This window comes from Streptomyces sp. NPDC096048 (genome assembly GCF_044763415.1).
GTDB lineage: Bacteria > Actinomycetota > Actinomycetes > Streptomycetales > Streptomycetaceae > Streptomyces.
Genome location: NZ_JBIWGG010000012.1, coordinates 71928 through 88700 on the forward strand (window position 1 = coordinate 71928; position 16773 = coordinate 88700).

General features: G+C 71.4%; 19 protein-coding genes and 1 pseudogene. 1 reads left to right on the forward strand and 19 read right to left on the reverse strand.

All coding sequences use genetic code 11. From position 1 onward, the window contains the following. Positions 1 to 137: 137 nt before the first annotated feature. Positions 138 to 974, reverse strand: coding sequence for a translation elongation factor Ts (tsf, locus tag ACIQ6R_RS30265; RefSeq protein WP_404183087.1), 837 nt, complete (start codon positions 972 to 974; stop codon positions 138 to 140). Between the two features lie 156 nt (positions 975 to 1130). Further along, complete coding sequence (rpsB, locus tag ACIQ6R_RS30270) at positions 1131 to 2072, reverse strand: 30S ribosomal protein S2 (protein WP_404183090.1); 942 nt, start codon at positions 2070 to 2072, stop codon at positions 1131 to 1133. Positions 2073 to 2344: 272 nt separating this feature from the next. Here rpsB and ACIQ6R_RS30275 point away from each other — a divergent pair, with 272 nt between their 5' ends. Beyond that, positions 2345 to 3067: a murein hydrolase activator EnvC family protein gene (locus tag ACIQ6R_RS30275; RefSeq protein ID WP_404224783.1), complete on the forward strand. Its 723-nt coding sequence runs from the start codon at positions 2345 to 2347 to the stop codon at positions 3065 to 3067. Positions 3068 to 3168: 101 nt separating this feature from the next. Here ACIQ6R_RS30275 and ACIQ6R_RS30280 read toward each other — a convergent pair whose 3' ends face one another. The 17 genes and pseudogenes from ACIQ6R_RS30280 to ACIQ6R_RS30360 form a co-directional block, all read right to left on the reverse strand. Next, positions 3169 to 3726 carry a TetR/AcrR family transcriptional regulator gene (locus ACIQ6R_RS30280; RefSeq protein WP_375915285.1) on the reverse strand — a complete coding sequence of 186 codons (558 nt, stop codon included), beginning with the start codon at positions 3724 to 3726 and terminating at the stop codon, positions 3169 to 3171. A gap of 128 nt (positions 3727 to 3854) precedes the next feature. Next, the gene (gene whiG / locus ACIQ6R_RS30285; RefSeq protein ID WP_386515438.1) at positions 3855 to 4697 is read right to left on the reverse strand and encodes an RNA polymerase sigma factor WhiG; all 843 of its coding nucleotides are present in this window, start codon (positions 4695 to 4697) and stop codon (positions 3855 to 3857) included. 260 nt (positions 4698 to 4957) lie between these two features. Continuing rightward, positions 4958 to 6169 carry a DNA-processing protein DprA gene (dprA, locus tag ACIQ6R_RS30290; RefSeq protein ID WP_404224785.1) on the reverse strand — a complete coding sequence of 404 codons (1212 nt, stop codon included), beginning with the start codon at positions 6167 to 6169 and terminating at the stop codon, positions 4958 to 4960. 227 nt (positions 6170 to 6396) lie between these two features. Next, a complete protein-coding gene (locus tag ACIQ6R_RS30295) occupies positions 6397 to 8022 on the reverse strand; it encodes a YifB family Mg chelatase-like AAA ATPase (protein ID WP_404224786.1) in 1626 nt (541 codons plus the stop codon). Continuing rightward, positions 8022 to 8384 (reverse strand): YraN family protein, encoded by a 363-nt coding sequence (locus ACIQ6R_RS30300; protein ID WP_404183099.1) that lies wholly within the window; start codon positions 8382 to 8384, stop codon positions 8022 to 8024. Before ACIQ6R_RS30300 ends, ACIQ6R_RS30295 begins: the two co-directional genes overlap by 1 nt. A 128-nt stretch (positions 8385 to 8512) precedes the next feature. After that, positions 8513 to 8821: a DUF2469 domain-containing protein gene (locus ACIQ6R_RS30305; protein WP_003993268.1), complete on the reverse strand. Its 309-nt coding sequence runs from the start codon at positions 8819 to 8821 to the stop codon at positions 8513 to 8515. A gap of 56 nt (positions 8822 to 8877) precedes the next feature. Further along, positions 8878 to 9402, reverse strand: a complete 525-nt coding sequence (locus ACIQ6R_RS30310) for an NUDIX hydrolase (RefSeq protein WP_404224788.1) — start codon at positions 9400 to 9402, stop codon at positions 8878 to 8880. Further along, positions 9392 to 10165, reverse strand: coding sequence for a signal peptidase I (gene lepB, locus ACIQ6R_RS30315; RefSeq protein ID WP_404224790.1), 774 nt, complete (start codon positions 10163 to 10165; stop codon positions 9392 to 9394). The genes ACIQ6R_RS30310 and lepB (ACIQ6R_RS30315) overlap by 11 nt, the downstream gene beginning before the upstream one ends. 190 nt (positions 10166 to 10355) lie before the next feature. Beyond that, positions 10356 to 11345, reverse strand: a complete 990-nt coding sequence (lepB, locus tag ACIQ6R_RS30320) for a signal peptidase I (RefSeq protein WP_404183108.1) — start codon at positions 11343 to 11345, stop codon at positions 10356 to 10358. Further along, positions 11236 to 12318: pseudogene (lepB, locus tag ACIQ6R_RS30325) on the reverse strand (signal peptidase I); the annotation flags it as partial. The pseudogene lepB (ACIQ6R_RS30325) and the gene lepB (ACIQ6R_RS30320), both read right to left, overlap by 110 nt. Further along, entirely contained in the window at positions 12311 to 13063 is a 753-nt protein-coding gene (lepB, locus tag ACIQ6R_RS30330) for a signal peptidase I (RefSeq protein WP_404224792.1), read from the reverse strand. The pseudogene lepB (ACIQ6R_RS30325) and the gene lepB (ACIQ6R_RS30330), both read right to left, overlap by 8 nt. 45 nt (positions 13064 to 13108) lie before the next feature. Continuing rightward, positions 13109 to 13459: a 50S ribosomal protein L19 gene (rplS, locus tag ACIQ6R_RS30335; protein WP_108015375.1), complete on the reverse strand. Its 351-nt coding sequence runs from the start codon at positions 13457 to 13459 to the stop codon at positions 13109 to 13111. Between the two features lie 136 nt (positions 13460 to 13595). Next, positions 13596 to 14429 carry a tRNA (guanosine(37)-N1)-methyltransferase TrmD gene (trmD, locus tag ACIQ6R_RS30340; protein WP_404183114.1) on the reverse strand — a complete coding sequence of 278 codons (834 nt, stop codon included), beginning with the start codon at positions 14427 to 14429 and terminating at the stop codon, positions 13596 to 13598. Next, complete coding sequence (rimM, locus tag ACIQ6R_RS30345) at positions 14429 to 14983, reverse strand: ribosome maturation factor RimM (protein WP_404224794.1); 555 nt, start codon at positions 14981 to 14983, stop codon at positions 14429 to 14431. The genes trmD and rimM overlap by 1 nt, the downstream gene beginning before the upstream one ends. 110 nt (positions 14984 to 15093) lie before the next feature. Next, positions 15094 to 15333: an RNA-binding protein gene (locus ACIQ6R_RS30350; RefSeq protein WP_039656474.1), complete on the reverse strand. Its 240-nt coding sequence runs from the start codon at positions 15331 to 15333 to the stop codon at positions 15094 to 15096. Between the two features lie 2 nt (positions 15334 to 15335). Further along, positions 15336 to 15755 (reverse strand): 30S ribosomal protein S16, encoded by a 420-nt coding sequence (gene rpsP / locus ACIQ6R_RS30355; protein ID WP_121749394.1) that lies wholly within the window; start codon positions 15753 to 15755, stop codon positions 15336 to 15338. 222 nt (positions 15756 to 15977) lie between these two features. Next, positions 15978 to 16574 carry a hypothetical protein gene (locus ACIQ6R_RS30360; protein WP_210960299.1) on the reverse strand — a complete coding sequence of 199 codons (597 nt, stop codon included), beginning with the start codon at positions 16572 to 16574 and terminating at the stop codon, positions 15978 to 15980. Positions 16575 to 16773 lie beyond the last annotated feature (199 nt).

Sequence of the window (16773 nt, forward strand, 5' to 3'; positions counted from 1 at the left end):
ATCCCATACGCGGCAATGGCCTCCTCGTCAGATCTGCTGTCGTCCGCCGCCACGCGCGCGTGGGCCATGGCCTACGCGAACGGCGCCGACGACTGCTGTCGACCCTACCGGGGTCGCGCGTCCGTCGCGGTACGGACTCAGATGCCGACCTTGATGCGCGAGAAGCGCTTCAGGGTGACACCGGCCTCGTCCAGCACCTTCTGGACGGACTTCTTGTTGTCCAGCGCGTAGGGCTGGCCGAGCAGCGTGGCGTCCTTGAAGAAGCCGTTGAGGCGACCCTCGACGATCTTCGGCAGGGCGGCCTCGGGCTTGCCCTCGGCGCGGGTGGTCTCCTCGGCGACGCGGCGCTCGGACTCGACGACCTCGGCCGGGACGTCCTCCTTGGAGAGGTACTTCGGCGCGAAGGCGGCGATGTGCTGGGCGACGCCCTTGGCGATCTCGGCGTTCGGCTTGTCCAGCTCGACGAGGACACCGATCTGCGGGGGCAGGTCGGGCATCGTGCGGTGCATGTACGCGGTCACGAAGCCGCCGGAGAACTGCGCGAAGCGGTCCAGGACGATCTTCTCGCCGAGGTTGGCGTTGGCCTCGTCCACGAACGCCTGGACGGTCTTGCCGGGCTCGATCTCGGAGGCGAGCAGCGCCTCGAGGTCGGCCGGGGAAGCCTTGGCGACGTGCTCGGCGATGGCCTTGGCGACGTTCTGGAACTTGTCACCCTTGGCGACGAAGTCCGTCTCGCACTTCAGCTCGACGAGGACACCCGAGGTGTTGTCGTCGGCGATGATCGAGACGACGGCGCCGTTCTCGGCAGAGCGGCCCTCGCGCTTGGCGACGCCCTTCTGACCCTTGATGCGGAGCGCCTCGACGGCCTTCTCGACGCTGCCCTCGGCCTCGTCCAGCGCCTTCTTGCAGTCCATCATGCCGGCGCCGGTGAGCTCACGAAGCTTCTTGACGTCGGCGGCGGTGTAGTTCGCCATGAGTCTGTGAATCTTTCTGGAAGTCTGGAAGATCGAAGATCTGCGGGATCACGGACCTACATGGAGCTGCAGGTCCGTGACCGTCCACCGACCTACGGGTGAACGGCGGGAGCGGATCTCATGTCACCGCTCCCGCCGTCGACGCCGACGGGACGGTCAGGCCTGCTCGCCCTCGGCGGCCGGAGCCTCGGTGGCGGGCGCCTCTTCGGCCGGGGCCTCGGTGGCCGCGGCCTCTTCGGCGGGGGCCTCGGCGGCGGGGGCGTCCTCGGCAGCCGGAGCCTCGGCGGGCTTCTCGGCGGTCTCGGCGTCGGCCTTCTTCTCGGCCTTCTCGCCCTCGAGCAGGTCGCGCTCCCACGCGGCGAGCGGCTCGCCGGCGGCCTTGTCACCCTTGTCGCCGGCAGCGGCGCCGGAGCGGGCGATGAGGCCCTCGGCGACGGCGTCGGCGATCACGCGGGTGAGCAGGGTGACGGAGCGGATCGCGTCGTCGTTGCCCGGGATCTTGTAGTCGACCTCGTCGGGGTCGCAGTTGGTGTCGAGGATGGCGACGACCGGGATGTTGAGCTTCCGGGCCTCGCCGACCGCGATGTGCTCCTTCTTGGTGTCCACGATCCAGACGGCGCTGGGCACCTTGGACATCTCGCGGATACCGCCGAGGGTCTTCTCCAGCTTGGCCTTCTCGCGGGAGAGGACCAGCAGCTCCTTCTTGGTGAGGCCGGAGGCGGCCACGTCCTCGAAGTCGATCTGCTCGAGCTCCTTCAGGCGCTGCAGGCGCTTGTAGACGGTCGAGAAGTTGGTGAGCATGCCGCCCAGCCAGCGCTGGTTGACGTAGGGCATGCCGACGCGGGTGGCCTGCTCGGCGATGGCCTCCTGCGCCTGCTTCTTCGTGCCGACGAACATGACCGTGCCGCCGTGGGCGACGGTCTCCTTGACGAACTCGTAGGCGCGGTCGATGTACGACAGCGACTGGAGCAGGTCGATGATGTAGATGCCGTTGCGCTCCGTGAAGATGAAGCGCTTCATCTTCGGGTTCCAACGACGGGTCTGGTGACCGAAGTGGACGCCGCTTTCCAGCAGCTCCCGCATCGTGACGACGGCCATGGCCGTATCTCCTCGAGTTTCTCGGTTGTGCCGCGGAAGCCGGACGGCTCCCGCGCCTGACGCCCGCGATGCGCCGTGCCACTAGGGACCGAGGGGCGCTGACACGAGCCTTGGGCGGCGTCGTGTCGGGGCGTGCGAAGTCGACCCGGTGACCCGGATCGCCATCAGAAGTGTACGGGACCCGCGGGGTACCGGGTGACGCGGCTGTCCACAAGCGTGGAGCGGTCCACAGGGCCGGACGGCGATCGGCCCCGGTGCGGGACGCTCGCGGCATGCGAGCGAGACGATGTGTGGGGGCGGGTACGTGGGTGGTGCTGCTGCTGACCCTCCTGGCCAGGGGGGCACCGCGACCGGCGACGGCGGCGGTGGCGGTGGCAGTACCGGTCCCGGTGGCGACGAGGGCGGCGGTGGCGGTAGCGACCCCGGTGGCGGCGAGGGCGGCGGTGGCGGTCAAGGATGCCGGGCGGATCCCCGACCCGGCGGTGCCGGCCGTGGCCCGCCTCTGGCCGGTCGGCACCCGGCCCGCGGTCCTACGGGGCTGGGAGCCTCCCGCGACGCCGTACGGCCCCGGCCACCGCGGTGTGGACCTCGCCGCGGTGGCCGGGACGCCGGTACGGGCGGTGGCGGCGGGCAGGGTGTCGTTCGCGGGGCAGGTGGCGGGCAGGGGCGTCGTCTCGCTGGAACTCACGGGGACGGGCGATCCGCCTCTGCGGACGACGTACGAGCCGGTCGAGGTCTCGGTGCGGAAGGGCGACGAGGTCGCGGCGGGCGAGGTGCTCGGCACGGTGCGTCCGACGGGCTCCCACTGCGCGGCCTGCCTGCACTGGGGCCTGCTGCGGGGCGATGTCTACCTCGACCCGCTGTCCCTGCTCCCGCCGTGGCTGCTCGACGGGGGCCCGTCGAGGCTGCTGCCGGTCCTGGGAGTACCGCTTCCCAAGGCCGCGGGCGGCCGCGCCGCGAGCGCGGCAAGGGCGGGCGCGGGCGGCGCGCCGTAGCGCGGGCCGCGCACCCGACGCGTGGCTGCGGGACCGAGCCGAAATACCGCGCCCAAGGCACGCCGACGTTGAGCCGCCGAGGTCTCGACCGCCCCCGGCGATCAGCCCCGCACGCCCCGCAACGCCATGGAAACCGCCGCCTCCGTGATCGCCGCCGGCTCCTCCGCCGCCCCCAGCTCGATCCGCCGCACGGCCGCGTCCACGACCCCCTGGAGCAGCATCGCCGCCAGCCGTGGCTGTTCGTGCCCCATCTCCCCCAGCGCCTCGACGATCATCGCGATCAGCCCGCCGTGCGCCGCCCGGATCTTCTCCCGCGCGCCGGCGTCGAGCTCACTCGCGGAGATGGCCACGACGGCGCGGTGCCGCCGGTCCCCGACGAGGTCGAGCTGCTTGCGCACGTACGCCTCGACCTTGGCCTCGGGGGCGGCCTCGCGTTCCATCGCCGCCTCGACCTCCGCGGCCCAGACCGGGAAGTCGACGGCGCACAGCTCCTCGACGACCGCCGCCCGCGACCGGAAGTACTCGTAGACGGACGACCGGGCCAGGCCCGTCCGTTCGGCGAGGGCGGGGAAGGTCAGCGCCTCCGTTCCGCCATCGGACAGCAGGGAGCGTGCCGCGTCCAGCAGGGAGGCACGCTGCATCGACCGGTGCTCGGCCACGGAGGCCGCTCGAATCCTTGGCACGTCACCACTTTACGGACGCGCCACCCGGTACGGGAGTCACTCACCCGACCGCACGACGGCCGACAGGGTCACCGAGGGAGTCGATCGCACGCGATGAGGCCGGATCAGCGGCCAAAGCCGGCCAGCTTGGCGCGCAGTTGCAACACCGACTTGGTGTGGATCTGGCTGACCCTGCTCTCCGTCACACCCAGCACGTTCCCGATCTCGGCGAGCGTGAGTCCCTCGTAGTAGTACAGGGTGACGACGGTCTTCTCCCGCTCCGGCAGCGTGTTGATCGCCCGCGCCAGGAACCGCCGCAGTTCCCGGTCCTCGGCGACCTCCACCGGATTGTCGGCGGCGGTGTCCTCCAGCGTGTCCATGAGACTCAGCCGGCCCCCGCCCTCGCCTCCGGCGTGCAGCAGCTCCTCCAGGGCCACCACGTTGGCCAGCGACAACTGGCTGAAGACCGCGTGCAGGTCCTCCACCGCGATTCCCATCTCGACGGCCACCTCGCTCTCGGACGGGGTGCGGCGCAGCCGTGCCTCCAGCGTCGCGTAAGCGCGCTCCACGTTCCGCGCCTTCTGCCGGACCGAGCGCGGGATCCAGTCCAGCGCCCGCAGCTCGTCGATCATCGCGCCCCGGATCCGGGTGATCGCGTAGGTCTCGAACTTGATCTCCCGGTCGACGTCGAACTTCTCGATCGCGTCGATCAGTCCGAACACCCCCGAGGAGACGAAGTCGGCCTGCTCGACGTTGGGCGGCAGTCCCACGCTCACCCGGCCCGCCACGTATTTCACGAGGGGCGAGTAGTGCAGGATCAGCTGTTCCCGCAGCCGTTCGTCCCCCGTCGCCTTGTACGACCGCCACAGCTCGTCGAGCGTCGAGGGGGCGGGCGGTCGCACGCTGCCACCGTCGCGGGCGGCTGGGGGGATCGCCGCCCGGTCGGACCCGGAGGTGTGCTGGGGCATTCGTCGCCTTGTGCCGTTCTGCCGTGATGTTGGTGTGCCTGGGTGAGGCCGCCGGTCTGCTGTCTGCGTGGGGGTCCTCGTGAGCGTAGCGTGACTGAACTGTCGCGGTGTGCGAAGAGCGGGTCGGGGTCGTACGCAGATACGTTCCGCTGAACGCTCTACAGGGGGGACGATGATCGCTCTGCGTGATCACTCGAATACCCCAACTGCCAGAAACCCCAAGGGCGTCGGGGTTCCCCCGGACGGCCGAACACGCTGGGTCAACACGGGCTCCGGCCACCGCGGACCGAGATCATCGCCTGGCGTGTCAACTTCCAGCCGTCGCCGTGTCGTTCGACGTAACCAAGCGCTCGAAGCTCGTACAGCCTCGCGATCGCGTCGTCCCGCGTGGTCTGTGCGCGCCGCGCCACCTCGGCCGCCCCCGCCGCTCCGCGTGCGGGGAGCCCGGCCAGCACCTGGCGGGTGCGGGGTTCCAGCAGGTCGGTGGGGAGTACCGGCCCGCGCCGGTCCGGGGGCAGCTCGCCCATGTCGCCGACCAGTTCCACGACCTCGGCGGCGTCGCTGACGAGCACCGCGTCGCCGCGCAGCAGCTCGTGCACCCCCGCCGACAGCGCGCTGGTGGCCGGTCCCGGCACGCCCATCGTGTGCCGGCCGAGCCGCTGGGCCGCCCGGGCCGTGACCAGCGAGCCGCTGCGGTAGGCGGCCTCGACGACCACGGTGCCCCGGGTGAGCGCGGCGATCACACGGTTGCGCAGGATGAACCTGCTGGGCGTCGGATGATCACCCGGTGGCAGCTCCCCGACGACCAGTCCCTGTTCCGCGATCCTGGTGATCAGCCCCGTGTGCCCTGGCGGGTAGGGGCGGTCGACGCCGCAGGCGAGGACGGCGGCGGTGGCGCCGCCCGCGCCGAGGGCACCACGGTGGGCGGCGCCGTCGACCCCGTAGGCGCCGCCGGACACCACGACCCAACCGCGTTCGGCCAGCCCGGCGGCGAGGGTGGCGGCCATGTGTGCTCCGTACTCGGTGCAGGCGCGGGCGCCGACGACGGCCACCGATCTCAGCGCCCACATGCGCAGACTGGGCCTGCCGCGCACCCACAGCCCAAGGGGCCTCGCGTCCCCGAGGTCGTCGAGCTGCCGCGGCCACTCGGCCGCACCGGGGGCCACGAACCGCACTCCCGCCGCCCTGGCGACGGCGAGGTCCCGGTGCGGCGCGGCCCGGCTCGCCCTGGCGCACAGCCCGGCCCACCGTTTCTCGCTCACCCCCGGCAGGGCACACCCGCCCGCACGCAGCCGCCGCACCACGTCCGCGACGCCGCGCTCCCGCACCCACCGCCCACCGGTCTCGTCACCGGGCTCGATGACCCGGGTGAGAAAGACCCGGCCGAGCAGCTCGTCGTCCGCCGCTGCGCCACCCGACGCCTCGTCGCCGCCGGCCCCGTCCCCGCCGCCGGCCAGGTCGTCCCTGGTCACGGCGTCGTCCGCGGCCGGATCACCGCCCTTGGCGACGGCGCCGCCCCTGGCCCACGCGCCGTCCCTGGCCCACGTCCCGTTCCTGGCCCTCGCGCCGCCCCCGGTTACGGCGCCGTCCCTGACCCTCGCGCCGCCCTTGGTCCTCGCGCCGTCCCCGACCCTCGTGCCATCCCCGGGCATCGGGTTCGCGACCACCGCACCATCCCCGGTCACCGCGCCGTCCCCGGTCACGCCAGTGCTCCAAGGGCCATGGGGACACCCCTCGGCACCCCCGTGCGCAGTTGCAGCGCCAGGGCGACATCTCTCGCGTCGGGCCGGTCATGGCCGACGAGATCCGCGACGGTCCAGGCGACGCGCAGGACCCGGTCGAGGCCGCGGGCGGTGAGCACTCCCCGCTCCAGGCTGCGCTCCGCGTCCTCCAGCGCCCCGGGCGCCGCGTACCAGCGGCTGCGGAGCTCCCGTCCGGGCACCTCGCTGTTGGACCGCCACGGGGTGCCCGTGAGACGCGCGGCCGCCCGGTCCCGGGCTGCTCGCACCCGGTCGGCGACCGTCGCGGTCGTGTCGCCTCGGGGGCCGACCCCCGCCAGTTGGCTGCGCGTGATCCGCTCTACCTCGACCCGGAGATCGACCCGGTCGAGCAGCGGGCCGGACAGCCTGGCCTGGTAGCGGCGGATCGCCGAGGGCGAGCACTCGCAGAGGTCCTCCTTCCGCGAGAACCGTCCGCACGGACAGGGATTGGCCGCGAGCACCATCAGGAACCGTGCCGGGAACCGCACCACGCCCGCGCTGCGCGCGATGACGACGTGCCCGGCCTCCAGCGGCTGACGCAGCGCGTCGAGCGCATGGCTGCTGAACTCCGGGGTCTCGTCCAGAAACAGAACGCCTCGATGAGCCAGCGAGACGGCTCCGGGCCGCCCGATGCCGGGGCCTCCCCCGACGAGGGCCTGCATCGTGGCGGAGTGGTGCGGCGCGCAGTAGGGGGCCACGTCGATCAGAGGCTTGCCGGGCGGCAGCAGACCCGCCACCGAGTGCACCGCGGTGACCTCCAGCGACTCCGCCCGGCACAGCCGGGGCAGGACGGCGGGCAGGCGCTCGGCGAGCATGGTCTTCCCGGCGCCGGGCGGCCCCTCCAGGAACAGGTGGTGACCGCCGGCCGCGGCGACCTCCACCGCCGTACGCGCCGAATCCTGGCCCACGACGTCGGCGAGGTCGTGACCATGGTCGTGCTGCGCCGTCCCCATGCCGTGCATGCCGGTGGCGGCGCCCGTGCCGGGCATGCGCAGGCCTGCGAGGAGCGGGTCGGGCCGGCCCCGCTGGTCCGGTTCCTCCTCCGGCACGGGCTCGTCGGCGAGGATGGCGATCAGCTGGCGCAGGCTGCGTACGCCGAGCACCGACACCCCGGGCACCAGGGACGCCTCGGCAGCGGCGCACTCCGGGACGACCACCTGTTCGTAGCCGGCCTCCGCCGCGGCCAGGACCGCCGGCAGGATGCCCCGCACGGGCCGCACCCGTCCGTCCAGGCCCAGCTCCCCGATCATCAGGATGTCGGCGAGCACGCGGGGATCGATGCGCTCGGCGGCGCCGAGGACCGCGGCTGCGACGGCGAGGTCGAATCCACTGCCGCTCTTCGGCACCGACGCGGGGCTGAGGCCCACCGTCAGCTTCTTCTGCGGCCACTCGGCGCCCGAGTTGACCACTGCGGCCCGGACCCGGTCCCGGCTCTCGGTCAGGCTCTTGTCCGGCAGCCCGACCAGCGTGAACGCCGCCACGCCCGGTTCGAGGTCGGCCTGGACCTCGACCACCACGCCCTCGACGCCGACGAGCGCCACGGAGCACGTACGCGCGAATCCCATCACGCCACCCCCCGCGCGTGCTCGACGGCGGGGGCGCCGCGCCGCGGGAGGAGGACACCGACCAGGTCGATGCGGACTCCGCCGGGCGGAGCCCCTCCGTGGGTCTGGATCCAGCGCTCGGCGAGCCGCCGCAGCCGCTGCGCCTTCTCGGGCGTCACCGAGGCCATGGGATGCTCGAAGGAGCCGCCCCTGCGCGTCTTGACCTCGCAGATCACCAGGACGTCGCCGTCCCGGGCCACGATGTCGATCTCGCCGGTCCTGCCGCAGCGCCAGTTGCGCTCCAGGACCGTCATGCCGGACCCGGTCAGCCTGCGGGCGGCGAGTGTCTCGCCGTACTTGCCCAGCGCACCTCGTGCGTTCATGTCGGCACCACCTCCGGCGCCAACGATGAGGCCAGCTCAGCGAGCTTTTGGATCTTGGTGGACGGTCGGGCGGCTGTGGACAACCTTGTCACTCACACGAGTGACACCCATCGATGTCCCGCCGGGACTCAGCCGCTGGGAAGCTCCAGATCGCTCTTGTTCAGCTCCTCGATGTTCACGTCCTTGAACGTCAACACCCGCACCTGCTTCACGAACCGGGCCGGCCGGTACATGTCCCACACCCAGGCATCGGCCATGGACACCTCGAAGAACACCTCACCCTGAACCGAGTGCACCTGCATCTCGTAGTCATTGGTGAGGTAGAAGCGCCGCTCGGTCTCGATCACGTATTTGAACAGACCGACGACGTCGCGGTACTCCCGGTAGAGCTTGAGCTCCATCTCGGTCTCGTACTTCTCGAGGTCCTCGGCGCTCATGGCATGTTCCCCTTCAGCCGTGCGGTCCCACCATTGTGCGCCAGTCCCGGGAGCCCCTAGACGATTTCGGTGTCCAGGGTCACCGGCCCGGCGGGGGGACCTTCGTCGAGCAGCTTGCGCAGCAGCTCGGCGAGTCTGGTCGGATACACCGTCTCATGTGCCCGGGCCAGTTCCCGACACGTCCACCAGCGCGCTCCGGCGACGCTGCGCCGCTCCAGTTCGGTCAGCCCCACGGCCTCGGTCGCGGTCTGGGTCGTGCGGGCCAGGTAGTACCACTCGTCCTGGTCCCAGCGGCGGCCCGCGAAGGGGAAGGAGCACCTGCGCCGCCACAGCACCGGGCCGAGTTCGATGTCGGTGATGCCGGTCTCCTCGACGAGTTCCCGCCGAGCGGCCTGCTCACGGGTCTCGTCGCCCTCCACGCCGCCGCCCGGGGTGAACCACCAGTCGTCGGCCGGGTCGTCGGGTTCGTGCCCGTGCAGCAGCAGGATGCGGTCCTCGGGGTCGAGCAGCACCACCCGGGCCACCCTGCGCAGCCCGCCCCCGTAGGAGTCCTGTCCGGCCCAGGTCGCCTCAGCGGACACCGGTGGGCCCCGTTCCGGTCCGGGCGCGGGTGGCGGCCCTCTTGGCGAAGGGGCCGTACGCGGCGCCGGCGAGGATCAGCACGGCTCCGGCGATCACCAGCGCGACGACCGTCCGCAGCGGTCCCGGCGAGGAGAGACCGCCCAGCGCCTCGAAGCCGGTCGGCCGCTCCAGCATGCCGTTCATGGGCCAGACCACGGCGTCGACGCGGGCGTCCACGGCACCGCGCGACACGGTGCCGCCGGCGGCGTCGGTGAGGTGGGCGGTGGAGTCCACGGAGTTGTCCCGCTCGTCGCCGAGCAGGAACAGGCGGCCCTCGGGAACGGTCACGGTCGGGAAGTCGCTGATCTCGGCCGGCGTACCGGCGGGCAGGTAGGGCTCGTCGACGACCTTGCCGTTGACCTTGAGCTTGCCCGCCTGACAGCAGGAGACGGTGTCCCCGCCGACCGCGACCACGCGCTTGACCATCGGGGCGTTGGCCCAGGTCGTGTCCTTGAAGACGACGACGTCGCCGCGCCGGACGTCGGTGCCGTCGATGCGCTGCGCCAGTACCCGGTCACCGGCGTCGATCGTCGGCGTCATCGAACTGGTCGGCACGGTGTAGGGGCGGTAGACCACCGCTCCCCAGACGAAGCCGCCGAGGAACAGCACCAGGCCCAGCGCCACGGCGAGCCCGGACAGCCGCTGCCCGGTCCGGCTGCCCACCGGGCCCTTGTTCGTGCCGCCACCCCGCGGGCCCGTACGTGTCGTGCTCTCGCCACCCATGGATCCGCACCTTACCCGGCGGTACCCGAACGGGGCAGCCCCTCCCGGGACCCGGGAGGGGCTGGAGAAACCGCCCGGCGACGAACGCACGACGCGGGGCCAAGCGCCTCGGCGCGGGCGCCTCAGCGGAGGCGTCTCCGGAGGCGCCTCAGCGGAGGCTCCTCAGCGGAGGCGTCTCAGCGCGGGCGTCTCAGCGGGTCTCGGCGGCGGCCACGCGCCTGCGGCGCCACCAGACGACCGGGACGACCCCGGCGAGGGCCAGCCCCTGGGGCGCGGCCGACAGCGCGGCGGCGGCCGACGACTGGGCCTGCAGACCGTCCTGGTCGAAGGTCTCCGGTACCGGCAGGGTGTCCCAGCGGTTCATCGGCCAGGCGATCACGATGGCGCGGCCGACGACCTCCTTGACCGGGACCATGCCGCCGTGACTGTCCGACTGGTTGTAGCGGGAGTCCCGGGAGTTCTGCCGGTGGTCACCCATGACCCAGATGGAGCCCTCGGGAACCTTGACCTTGAACTGGCCGCCCTGGTCGTCGACGCTGCACGGCGTGTTGCCGGGGTAGACGTACGGCTCGTTCAGCGCCTTGCCGTTGACCTTGAGCGGACCGGTCTCCTTGCACTCGACCGTGTCGCCGCCGACCCCGATGACGCGCTTGATCAGGTCCTTCTCGTCCGCGGACGGCATCAGGCCGATCCAGCTGAGGACCGTCTGCAGCGCGTTCGGGTCGGGCGTCGGCTCGCCCGCGAGCCAGTCGTCCGGGTCGTGGAAGACGACGATCTCGCCGCGTTCGGGCTCCGAGCCGAACCAGGGGGTGAGCTTGTCGACCAGGACGCGGTCATTGATCGTGAGCGTGTTCTGCATCGAGGCGGACGGGATCGAGAACGCCTGGACCAGAAACGTCTTGATCAGCAGCGCGAGCACCAGCGCGATGCCGATCAGGATCGGCAGCTCCTTCCAGAAGGAGCGCTGCTTCTTGGCCGCGGGGGGTGTCGCCGGGGGCGTCCCGCCCACTCCCTCGTCCTGGGTCCCGCTGTGTTCGTCCGTCACCCTGCCGTCCTCGGTCCCGGAGTCGTGCCCGGAGGCCGGGGCGCCGTCCGCGACCGGGCCGGCTGTCTCCACGGGGCGTCCGCGGTTCTCCTCGCCGTCGTGTCCGGACCGTGCGCCAACCGCCACATCCCCCACGCCAACTCCTTACTCTCTGCCGCCGCCCGCGCCGCACACGGTGCAGGCCCACCACTCCCATAACGAGCGGGAGTTCCGCAGGGGTCGGGAGTTGAATCATCGTGTCTGGATCGTAGGGGGCAACCCTATGCGACAGCCGGGGAGCGGCGGTCGAACCGGAGGCCGAGTCGGACACGGACGCGTACGTTTTCGGCTCGTCCAGGGTGGTCCAGTGACCGAACGGCCAGGCGATCACCATGGCGCGCCCCACCACCTCGTCCTCGGAGACGGTGCCGAAGTCGGTCTCCTGGTGGGCGCGGGAGTCGGCGGAGTTGGACCGGTGGTCGCCCATCACCCACAGCCGTCCCTCGGGGACCGTGACGTCGAACGGCGCCTTGGACGGGGAGTCGCCGGGATAGAGGTAGTTCTCGTTCAGAGGAACGCCGTTGACGGTGACCCGCCCCCGGGTGTCACAGCACTTGACCCGGTCCCCGCCCACCCCGACGACCCGCTTGATGAGGTCCTTCTCGTCGTCGGACGGCAGCAGGCCGATGAAGGCGAGGCCCTCCTTGACCTGCTTGATGACGACGGGGTCGTCCTTCTTGGTGGTCTGCTCGCCCTGGAGCCAGCCGCCGGGGTCGCGGAAGACGACGACGTCCCCGCGCTGCGGCTCGGAGCCGAACCAGGGAGTGAGCTTGTCCACCAGGACCCGGTCACCGATCTGGATCGTCTGCTCCATGGAGCCCGACGGAATCACGAACGCCTGGACGAGGAAGGTCTTCAGCACCAGCGCTATCAGGACGGCGACGCCGACGAGAAGCGGTATCTCCTTGACCGCGCTGCGCCTGCGGCGGCGTTTGACCTTGCGCTGCAGCTTGCGCCGCTCGGCACGGGACCGGCCGCCGGACGGCGCGGAGGTGCGCCGCGAGCCGGTGGGCAGCAGGTCCTCCGCGGGGCTGCTGGGCGCCCCGCGTGGTTTGCCCCGGCTACCCATCGGCACCCTCCGACCGACGTGGCCCACCGGCCGGTACGCCCGCCTCCGCGTCCGGGACGCGCGCGTAGGCGTCCGGGCGGTCGAGGCGGGTGGCGTGGCCGAAGGGCCAGACGATCCAGTCGGCGCGGCCGATCACCTCGTCCACCGGGATCATGCCGCCGCCCGGCGAGCCCAGATGGTCGCGGGAGTCACTGGAGTCGGCCCGGTGGTCGCCGAGGACGAACAGGGCGCCGTCGGGGACGACGACGTCGAAGCGCACCGTGGACGGGCGGTCACCGGGGTACAGGAACGCCGACTCGTCGACCGACTGGCCGTTCACCTGGACCCTCCCCTCCCTGTCGCAGCACACCACGTGGTCCCCGCCCACACCGACAACGCGTTTGATGTAGTCGCCGTGCCCGAAGAGCCCGGTGCCGTCGAAGACGACGATGTCGCCCCGCTGCGGCCGGTCACCGAAACGGTACGCCAACTTATTTACGAGAACCCGGTCACCGATCCTCAATCCGCGCTCCATGGATCCGCTGGGGATCTGGAACGGCTGCAGCACAAAGGTGCTGATGAGCAGCAGAAACAGCAGCAGGGACAGGAAGGTCACGGTGATCCGGCCGCCCGGCACCCAGTCCGTGATCCGCCCCGCGAACGCGGAACGCGACCGTTCCTCCGGGCCCTCCGCATCCGAGGGCTGCTCGGAGTCGGAAGAGCGGGAGGAGCGGTCGCGCTCCGTGGGCTGTGCTTCGGTGTCCATCGGGGCCAGATGTTATCCGGCCCCGGTGCGGACCTCGGAGGGCGCTCAGCTCTCGCGCTTCTCCTTGATCTTCGCCGCCTTGCCGCGCAGCTCACGCAGGTAGTACAGCTTGGCGCGACGCACGTCACCGCGGGTGACGAGCTCGATCTTCTCCACGATCGGGGTGTGCACCGGGAAGGTGCGCTCGACGCCGACGGAGAAGGAGACCTTGCGGACCGTGAAGGTCTCGCGCACGCCGGCGCCCTGGCGACGGATGACTACGCCCTTGAACTGCTGCACACGGGAGCGGTTGCCCTCGATGACGCGAACGTGGACGTTGACGGTGTCGCCGGGGCGGAAGGCCGGGACGTCGCTGCGCAGCGACGCGGCGTCGACGGTGTCGAGCAGGTGAGACATTTCGTCTGCTTTCCTCGCTGATGCCACAGGTCATCAGCGGAAACTAGGTGTTTCGGAATCAGGGCCGTGCGGGTCGGGACGGGCGTCGTGTCCCCCTGTGGCAGGGGCGCGCTCCGGACGGACGCACAACAGCGCCCTATTCTTCCATGCCGGGCGTCCTGCGCCAAAATCGGCCGTACGGCTCCCCGTCCGGGTCGGGTTCCCAGCCCAGGATGGAGAGCATCTCGCGGTCCTTCTTGTCGAAGGCCGCGGGGTCGCACCGCTCGATCAGGTCGGGACGGTTGGCCGTCGTGCGCCGCAGGGCCTCGTCGCGGCGCCAGCGGGCGATCTTCCCGTGGTGGCCGCTGAGCAGCACGTCCGGGATGCCGCGGCCGCGCCACCGCGGCGGCTTGGTGTGGACGGGACCCTCCAGCAGGCCGGCCATGGCGCCGGGCGCGAAGGAGTCGTCGCGGTGGGACTCGGCGTTGCCGAGGACGCCGGGCAGCAGCCGCGCCACGGCCTCGGTGACGACGAGTACGGCCGCCTCGCCACCGGCGAGGACGTAGTCGCCGATGGACACCTCGTACACGGGCATCCGGGTCGCGTACTCGTCGATGACGCGGCGGTCGATGCCCTCGTAGCGGGCGGGGGTGAAGATCAGCCAGGGCCGCTCGGAGAGGTGGACGGCGAGTTCCTGGGTGAAGGGCCGGCCGCTGGGCGTGGGCACGATCAGGGCGGGCTCGCCGGAGCCCGTCTCGTAGCCGTCGGCCAGGACGGTGTCCAGGGCGTCGCCCCACGGCTCGGTCTTCATCACCATGCCGGGGCCGCCGCCGTACGGGGTGTCGTCGACGGTGTTGTGCCGGTCGTAGGTCCAGGAGCGCAGGTCGTGCACGTGGACGTTCAGCTGTCCACGCGCGCGTGCCTTGCCTACGAGGGAGACATTCAGCGGTTCCAGGTACTCGGGGAAGATCGTGACGACGTCGAGCCGCATCACGCCTCTTCCCCGGCGGCGTCCCGCGCGGAAGCGATCTCCGCGCGGTCGTCGATCAGGCCGGGCGGCGGGTCGATGACCGCGCGCTGCTCGTCCAGGTCGATCTCGGTGACGATCTCGGAGACGAACGGCACGTAGACCTCGCTGCCGTCGGGGCGCTCCACCACGAACAGGTCCTGCGTGGGCAGGTGGGAGATCTCGGTGATCCGGCCGACCTCGCCGCCGTCCTTGGTCACCACATCGAGGTCGATCAGCTGGTGGTCGTAGTACTCGTCCTCGTCCTCGGGCCGCTCCTCCGGGTCGACGTCGGCGATCAGGAGGGTGTTGCGCAGCGCCTCGGCTCCGGTGCGGTCGTGGACGCCGGCGAAGCGCAGCAGGAGGCGGCCGCTGTGGACCCGGCCGGTCTCGATGGTGAGCGGTCCGGCGGAGGCGGGGTCGGTGGCCAGTACGGCACCGGGGCCGAGCCGCAGCTCCGGCTCGTCGGTGCGGACCTCCACGGTGACCTCGCCCTTGATTCCGTGGGCGCGGCCGATGCGCGCGACTACCAGCTGCACTGTGCTTGATCTCCTGTCGGAACTGCGAGGAGCCGGTCACGGCTCGTACGACTACGGGCCGGGGACGGCCCAGTGGCCCTCCCCGGCCCGAGCCGGTGCTGCGTTTGGCGTCAGCGGACGTGGTCCACGTCGACGAGGTCGACGCGGACACCGCGGCCGCCGATGGCGCCCACGACGGTCCGCAGGGCGCGTGCGGTGCGGCCGTTGCGGCCGATCACCTTGCCGAGGTCGTCGGGGTGAACCCGGACCTCGAGCACGCTCCCGCGACGCAGGTTGCGCGAGGCGACCTGCACATCGTCAGGGTTGTCGACGATGCCCTTCACGAGGTGCTCGAGAGCCTCCTCGAGCATGCTCAGGCCTCGGTCGACGTGGACTCGGCAGCAGCCTCGTCCTTCTTGTCGGCCTTCTTCTTCTGGGTGATCGCCTCACCCTTGCCCTCGTCGTCGCCACCGATCGCCTCGAAGGACGGACGGGCCGACTTCTCGGCCGGCTGCAGCAGCGGCGCCGGGGCGGGCTCGCCCTTGAACTTCTGCCAGTCGCCGGTCTTCTTCAGGATGGCGAGCACGGGCTCGGTCGGCTGGGCGCCGACACGGAGCCAGTACGCGACACGCTCGGCGTCGACCTCCATCACCGACGGGTTGTACGTCGGGTGGTACTTGCCGATCTCCTCGATGGCCCGGCCGTCACGGCGGGTACGGGAGTCGGCGACGACGATGCGGTAGTGAGGCGAACGGATCTTGCCCAGACGCTTCAGCTTGATCTTGACTGCCACTGGAGTGGGTTCTCCTGGTTTTGACGTGATTGGGCACGGCGAGAGAGCCGCGTGGGGTTGCGGTACCCGAGTGCCCGATGGACGCGTCAGCCGGAGGAGAGAGGGGTCCTGTGCGACTGTCGAGTACAGCTAGCCATTGTGCCACACGCGGGCGGACCCTTCGGACCGAGGGCGGACCGACGGCGGAGCGCCCGGGTCCGGCTGCCACGAGCAGCCGGACCCTCAGCTCGCCGCCGCGCCGACCACCTCCGGGATCCGGAAGGGCTTGCCACAGCCGCCGCACATGATCGGGGCCTGGGCCAGGACCGACGGGACGACCCGGACGTTGCGTCCGCAGTCGCAGACCGCCTTCACCCGCACCCCTCCACCGGAGGAGCCGTGGCGGGCGGCCGGACCGCGGAAGCTGCGGGCCGTGTCGGTCGCCGTCGCGACGGTGTGCGCCTTCAGCGCGCGCTGGAGGCGTTCGATCGTCGGGCGGTAGCGGCGCTTCGCCTCGGGGGTGAGCGTGACCAGCGAGAAGCCGCTGCTCGGATGCGGCTCCTCGGGATGGTCGAGGCCCAGCTCCTCGGCGATCGCGAGGAATCGGCGGTTGTGATAGCGCCCCGCGCGGGAGGTGTCGCGTACTCCTCGCGCGGCGGCGATGCCGTGGACTGCCTCATGGAGCAGTCGTTCGAAGGAGAGTTCGTGCCCGCACGCGGACGACGACTCTCCGATCAGGGACTCGGGCGCGGCAAGATCGGGCAGCTCGGTGTGGTGCCGCTGAATGTCGGCCCACGCCTGCGCCAGCTCTGCGGCGAGAACAGGTGGTGTCGTGCTCACGTAATGACAACGAGCCGGGGTGCCGCTGTGTTCCTATTCCGGGGCATCCCAAATAATTTGCACGTACCCGTCAGTTGCCGCTGATGCGTCCCGACGAGGGCGGGTGCGCTGATCTGCGGAGAAGCCTCACAGCTCATACCAAGCTGGTGCGTAGTCCGACGTACGCGCCGGCGCGTAGGCCCCGTCCACGCGCCGGGCT

Excerpts from the sequence above, each read along its gene's own strand:
- tsf (WP_404183087.1), bottom strand. The coding sequence starts at position 974 with ATGGCGAACTACACCGCCGCCGACGTCAAGAAGCTTCGTGAGCTCACC.
- rpsB (WP_404183090.1), bottom strand. The coding sequence starts at position 2,072 with ATGGCCGTCGTCACGATGCGGGAGCTGCTGGAAAGCGGCGTCCACTTC.
- ACIQ6R_RS30275 (WP_404224783.1), top strand. The coding sequence starts at position 2,345 with ATGCGAGCGAGACGATGTGTGGGGGCGGGTACGTGGGTGGTGCTGCTG.
- whiG (WP_386515438.1), bottom strand. The coding sequence starts at position 4,697 with ATGCCCCAGCACACCTCCGGGTCCGACCGGGCGGCGATCCCCCCAGCC.
- ACIQ6R_RS30295 (WP_404224786.1), bottom strand. The coding sequence starts at position 8,022 with ATGGGATTCGCGCGTACGTGCTCCGTGGCGCTCGTCGGCGTCGAGGGC.
- ACIQ6R_RS30300 (WP_404183099.1), bottom strand. The coding sequence starts at position 8,384 with ATGAACGCACGAGGTGCGCTGGGCAAGTACGGCGAGACACTCGCCGCC.
- ACIQ6R_RS30305 (WP_003993268.1), bottom strand. The coding sequence starts at position 8,821 with ATGAGCGCCGAGGACCTCGAGAAGTACGAGACCGAGATGGAGCTCAAG.
- lepB (WP_404224790.1), bottom strand. The coding sequence starts at position 10,165 with ATGGGTGGCGAGAGCACGACACGTACGGGCCCGCGGGGTGGCGGCACG.
- lepB (WP_404224792.1), bottom strand. The coding sequence starts at position 13,063 with ATGGACACCGAAGCACAGCCCACGGAGCGCGACCGCTCCTCCCGCTCT.
- rplS (WP_108015375.1), bottom strand. The coding sequence starts at position 13,459 with ATGTCTCACCTGCTCGACACCGTCGACGCCGCGTCGCTGCGCAGCGAC.
- trmD (WP_404183114.1), bottom strand. The coding sequence starts at position 14,429 with ATGCGGCTCGACGTCGTCACGATCTTCCCCGAGTACCTGGAACCGCTG.
- ACIQ6R_RS30350 (WP_039656474.1), bottom strand. The coding sequence starts at position 15,333 with ATGCTCGAGGAGGCTCTCGAGCACCTCGTGAAGGGCATCGTCGACAAC.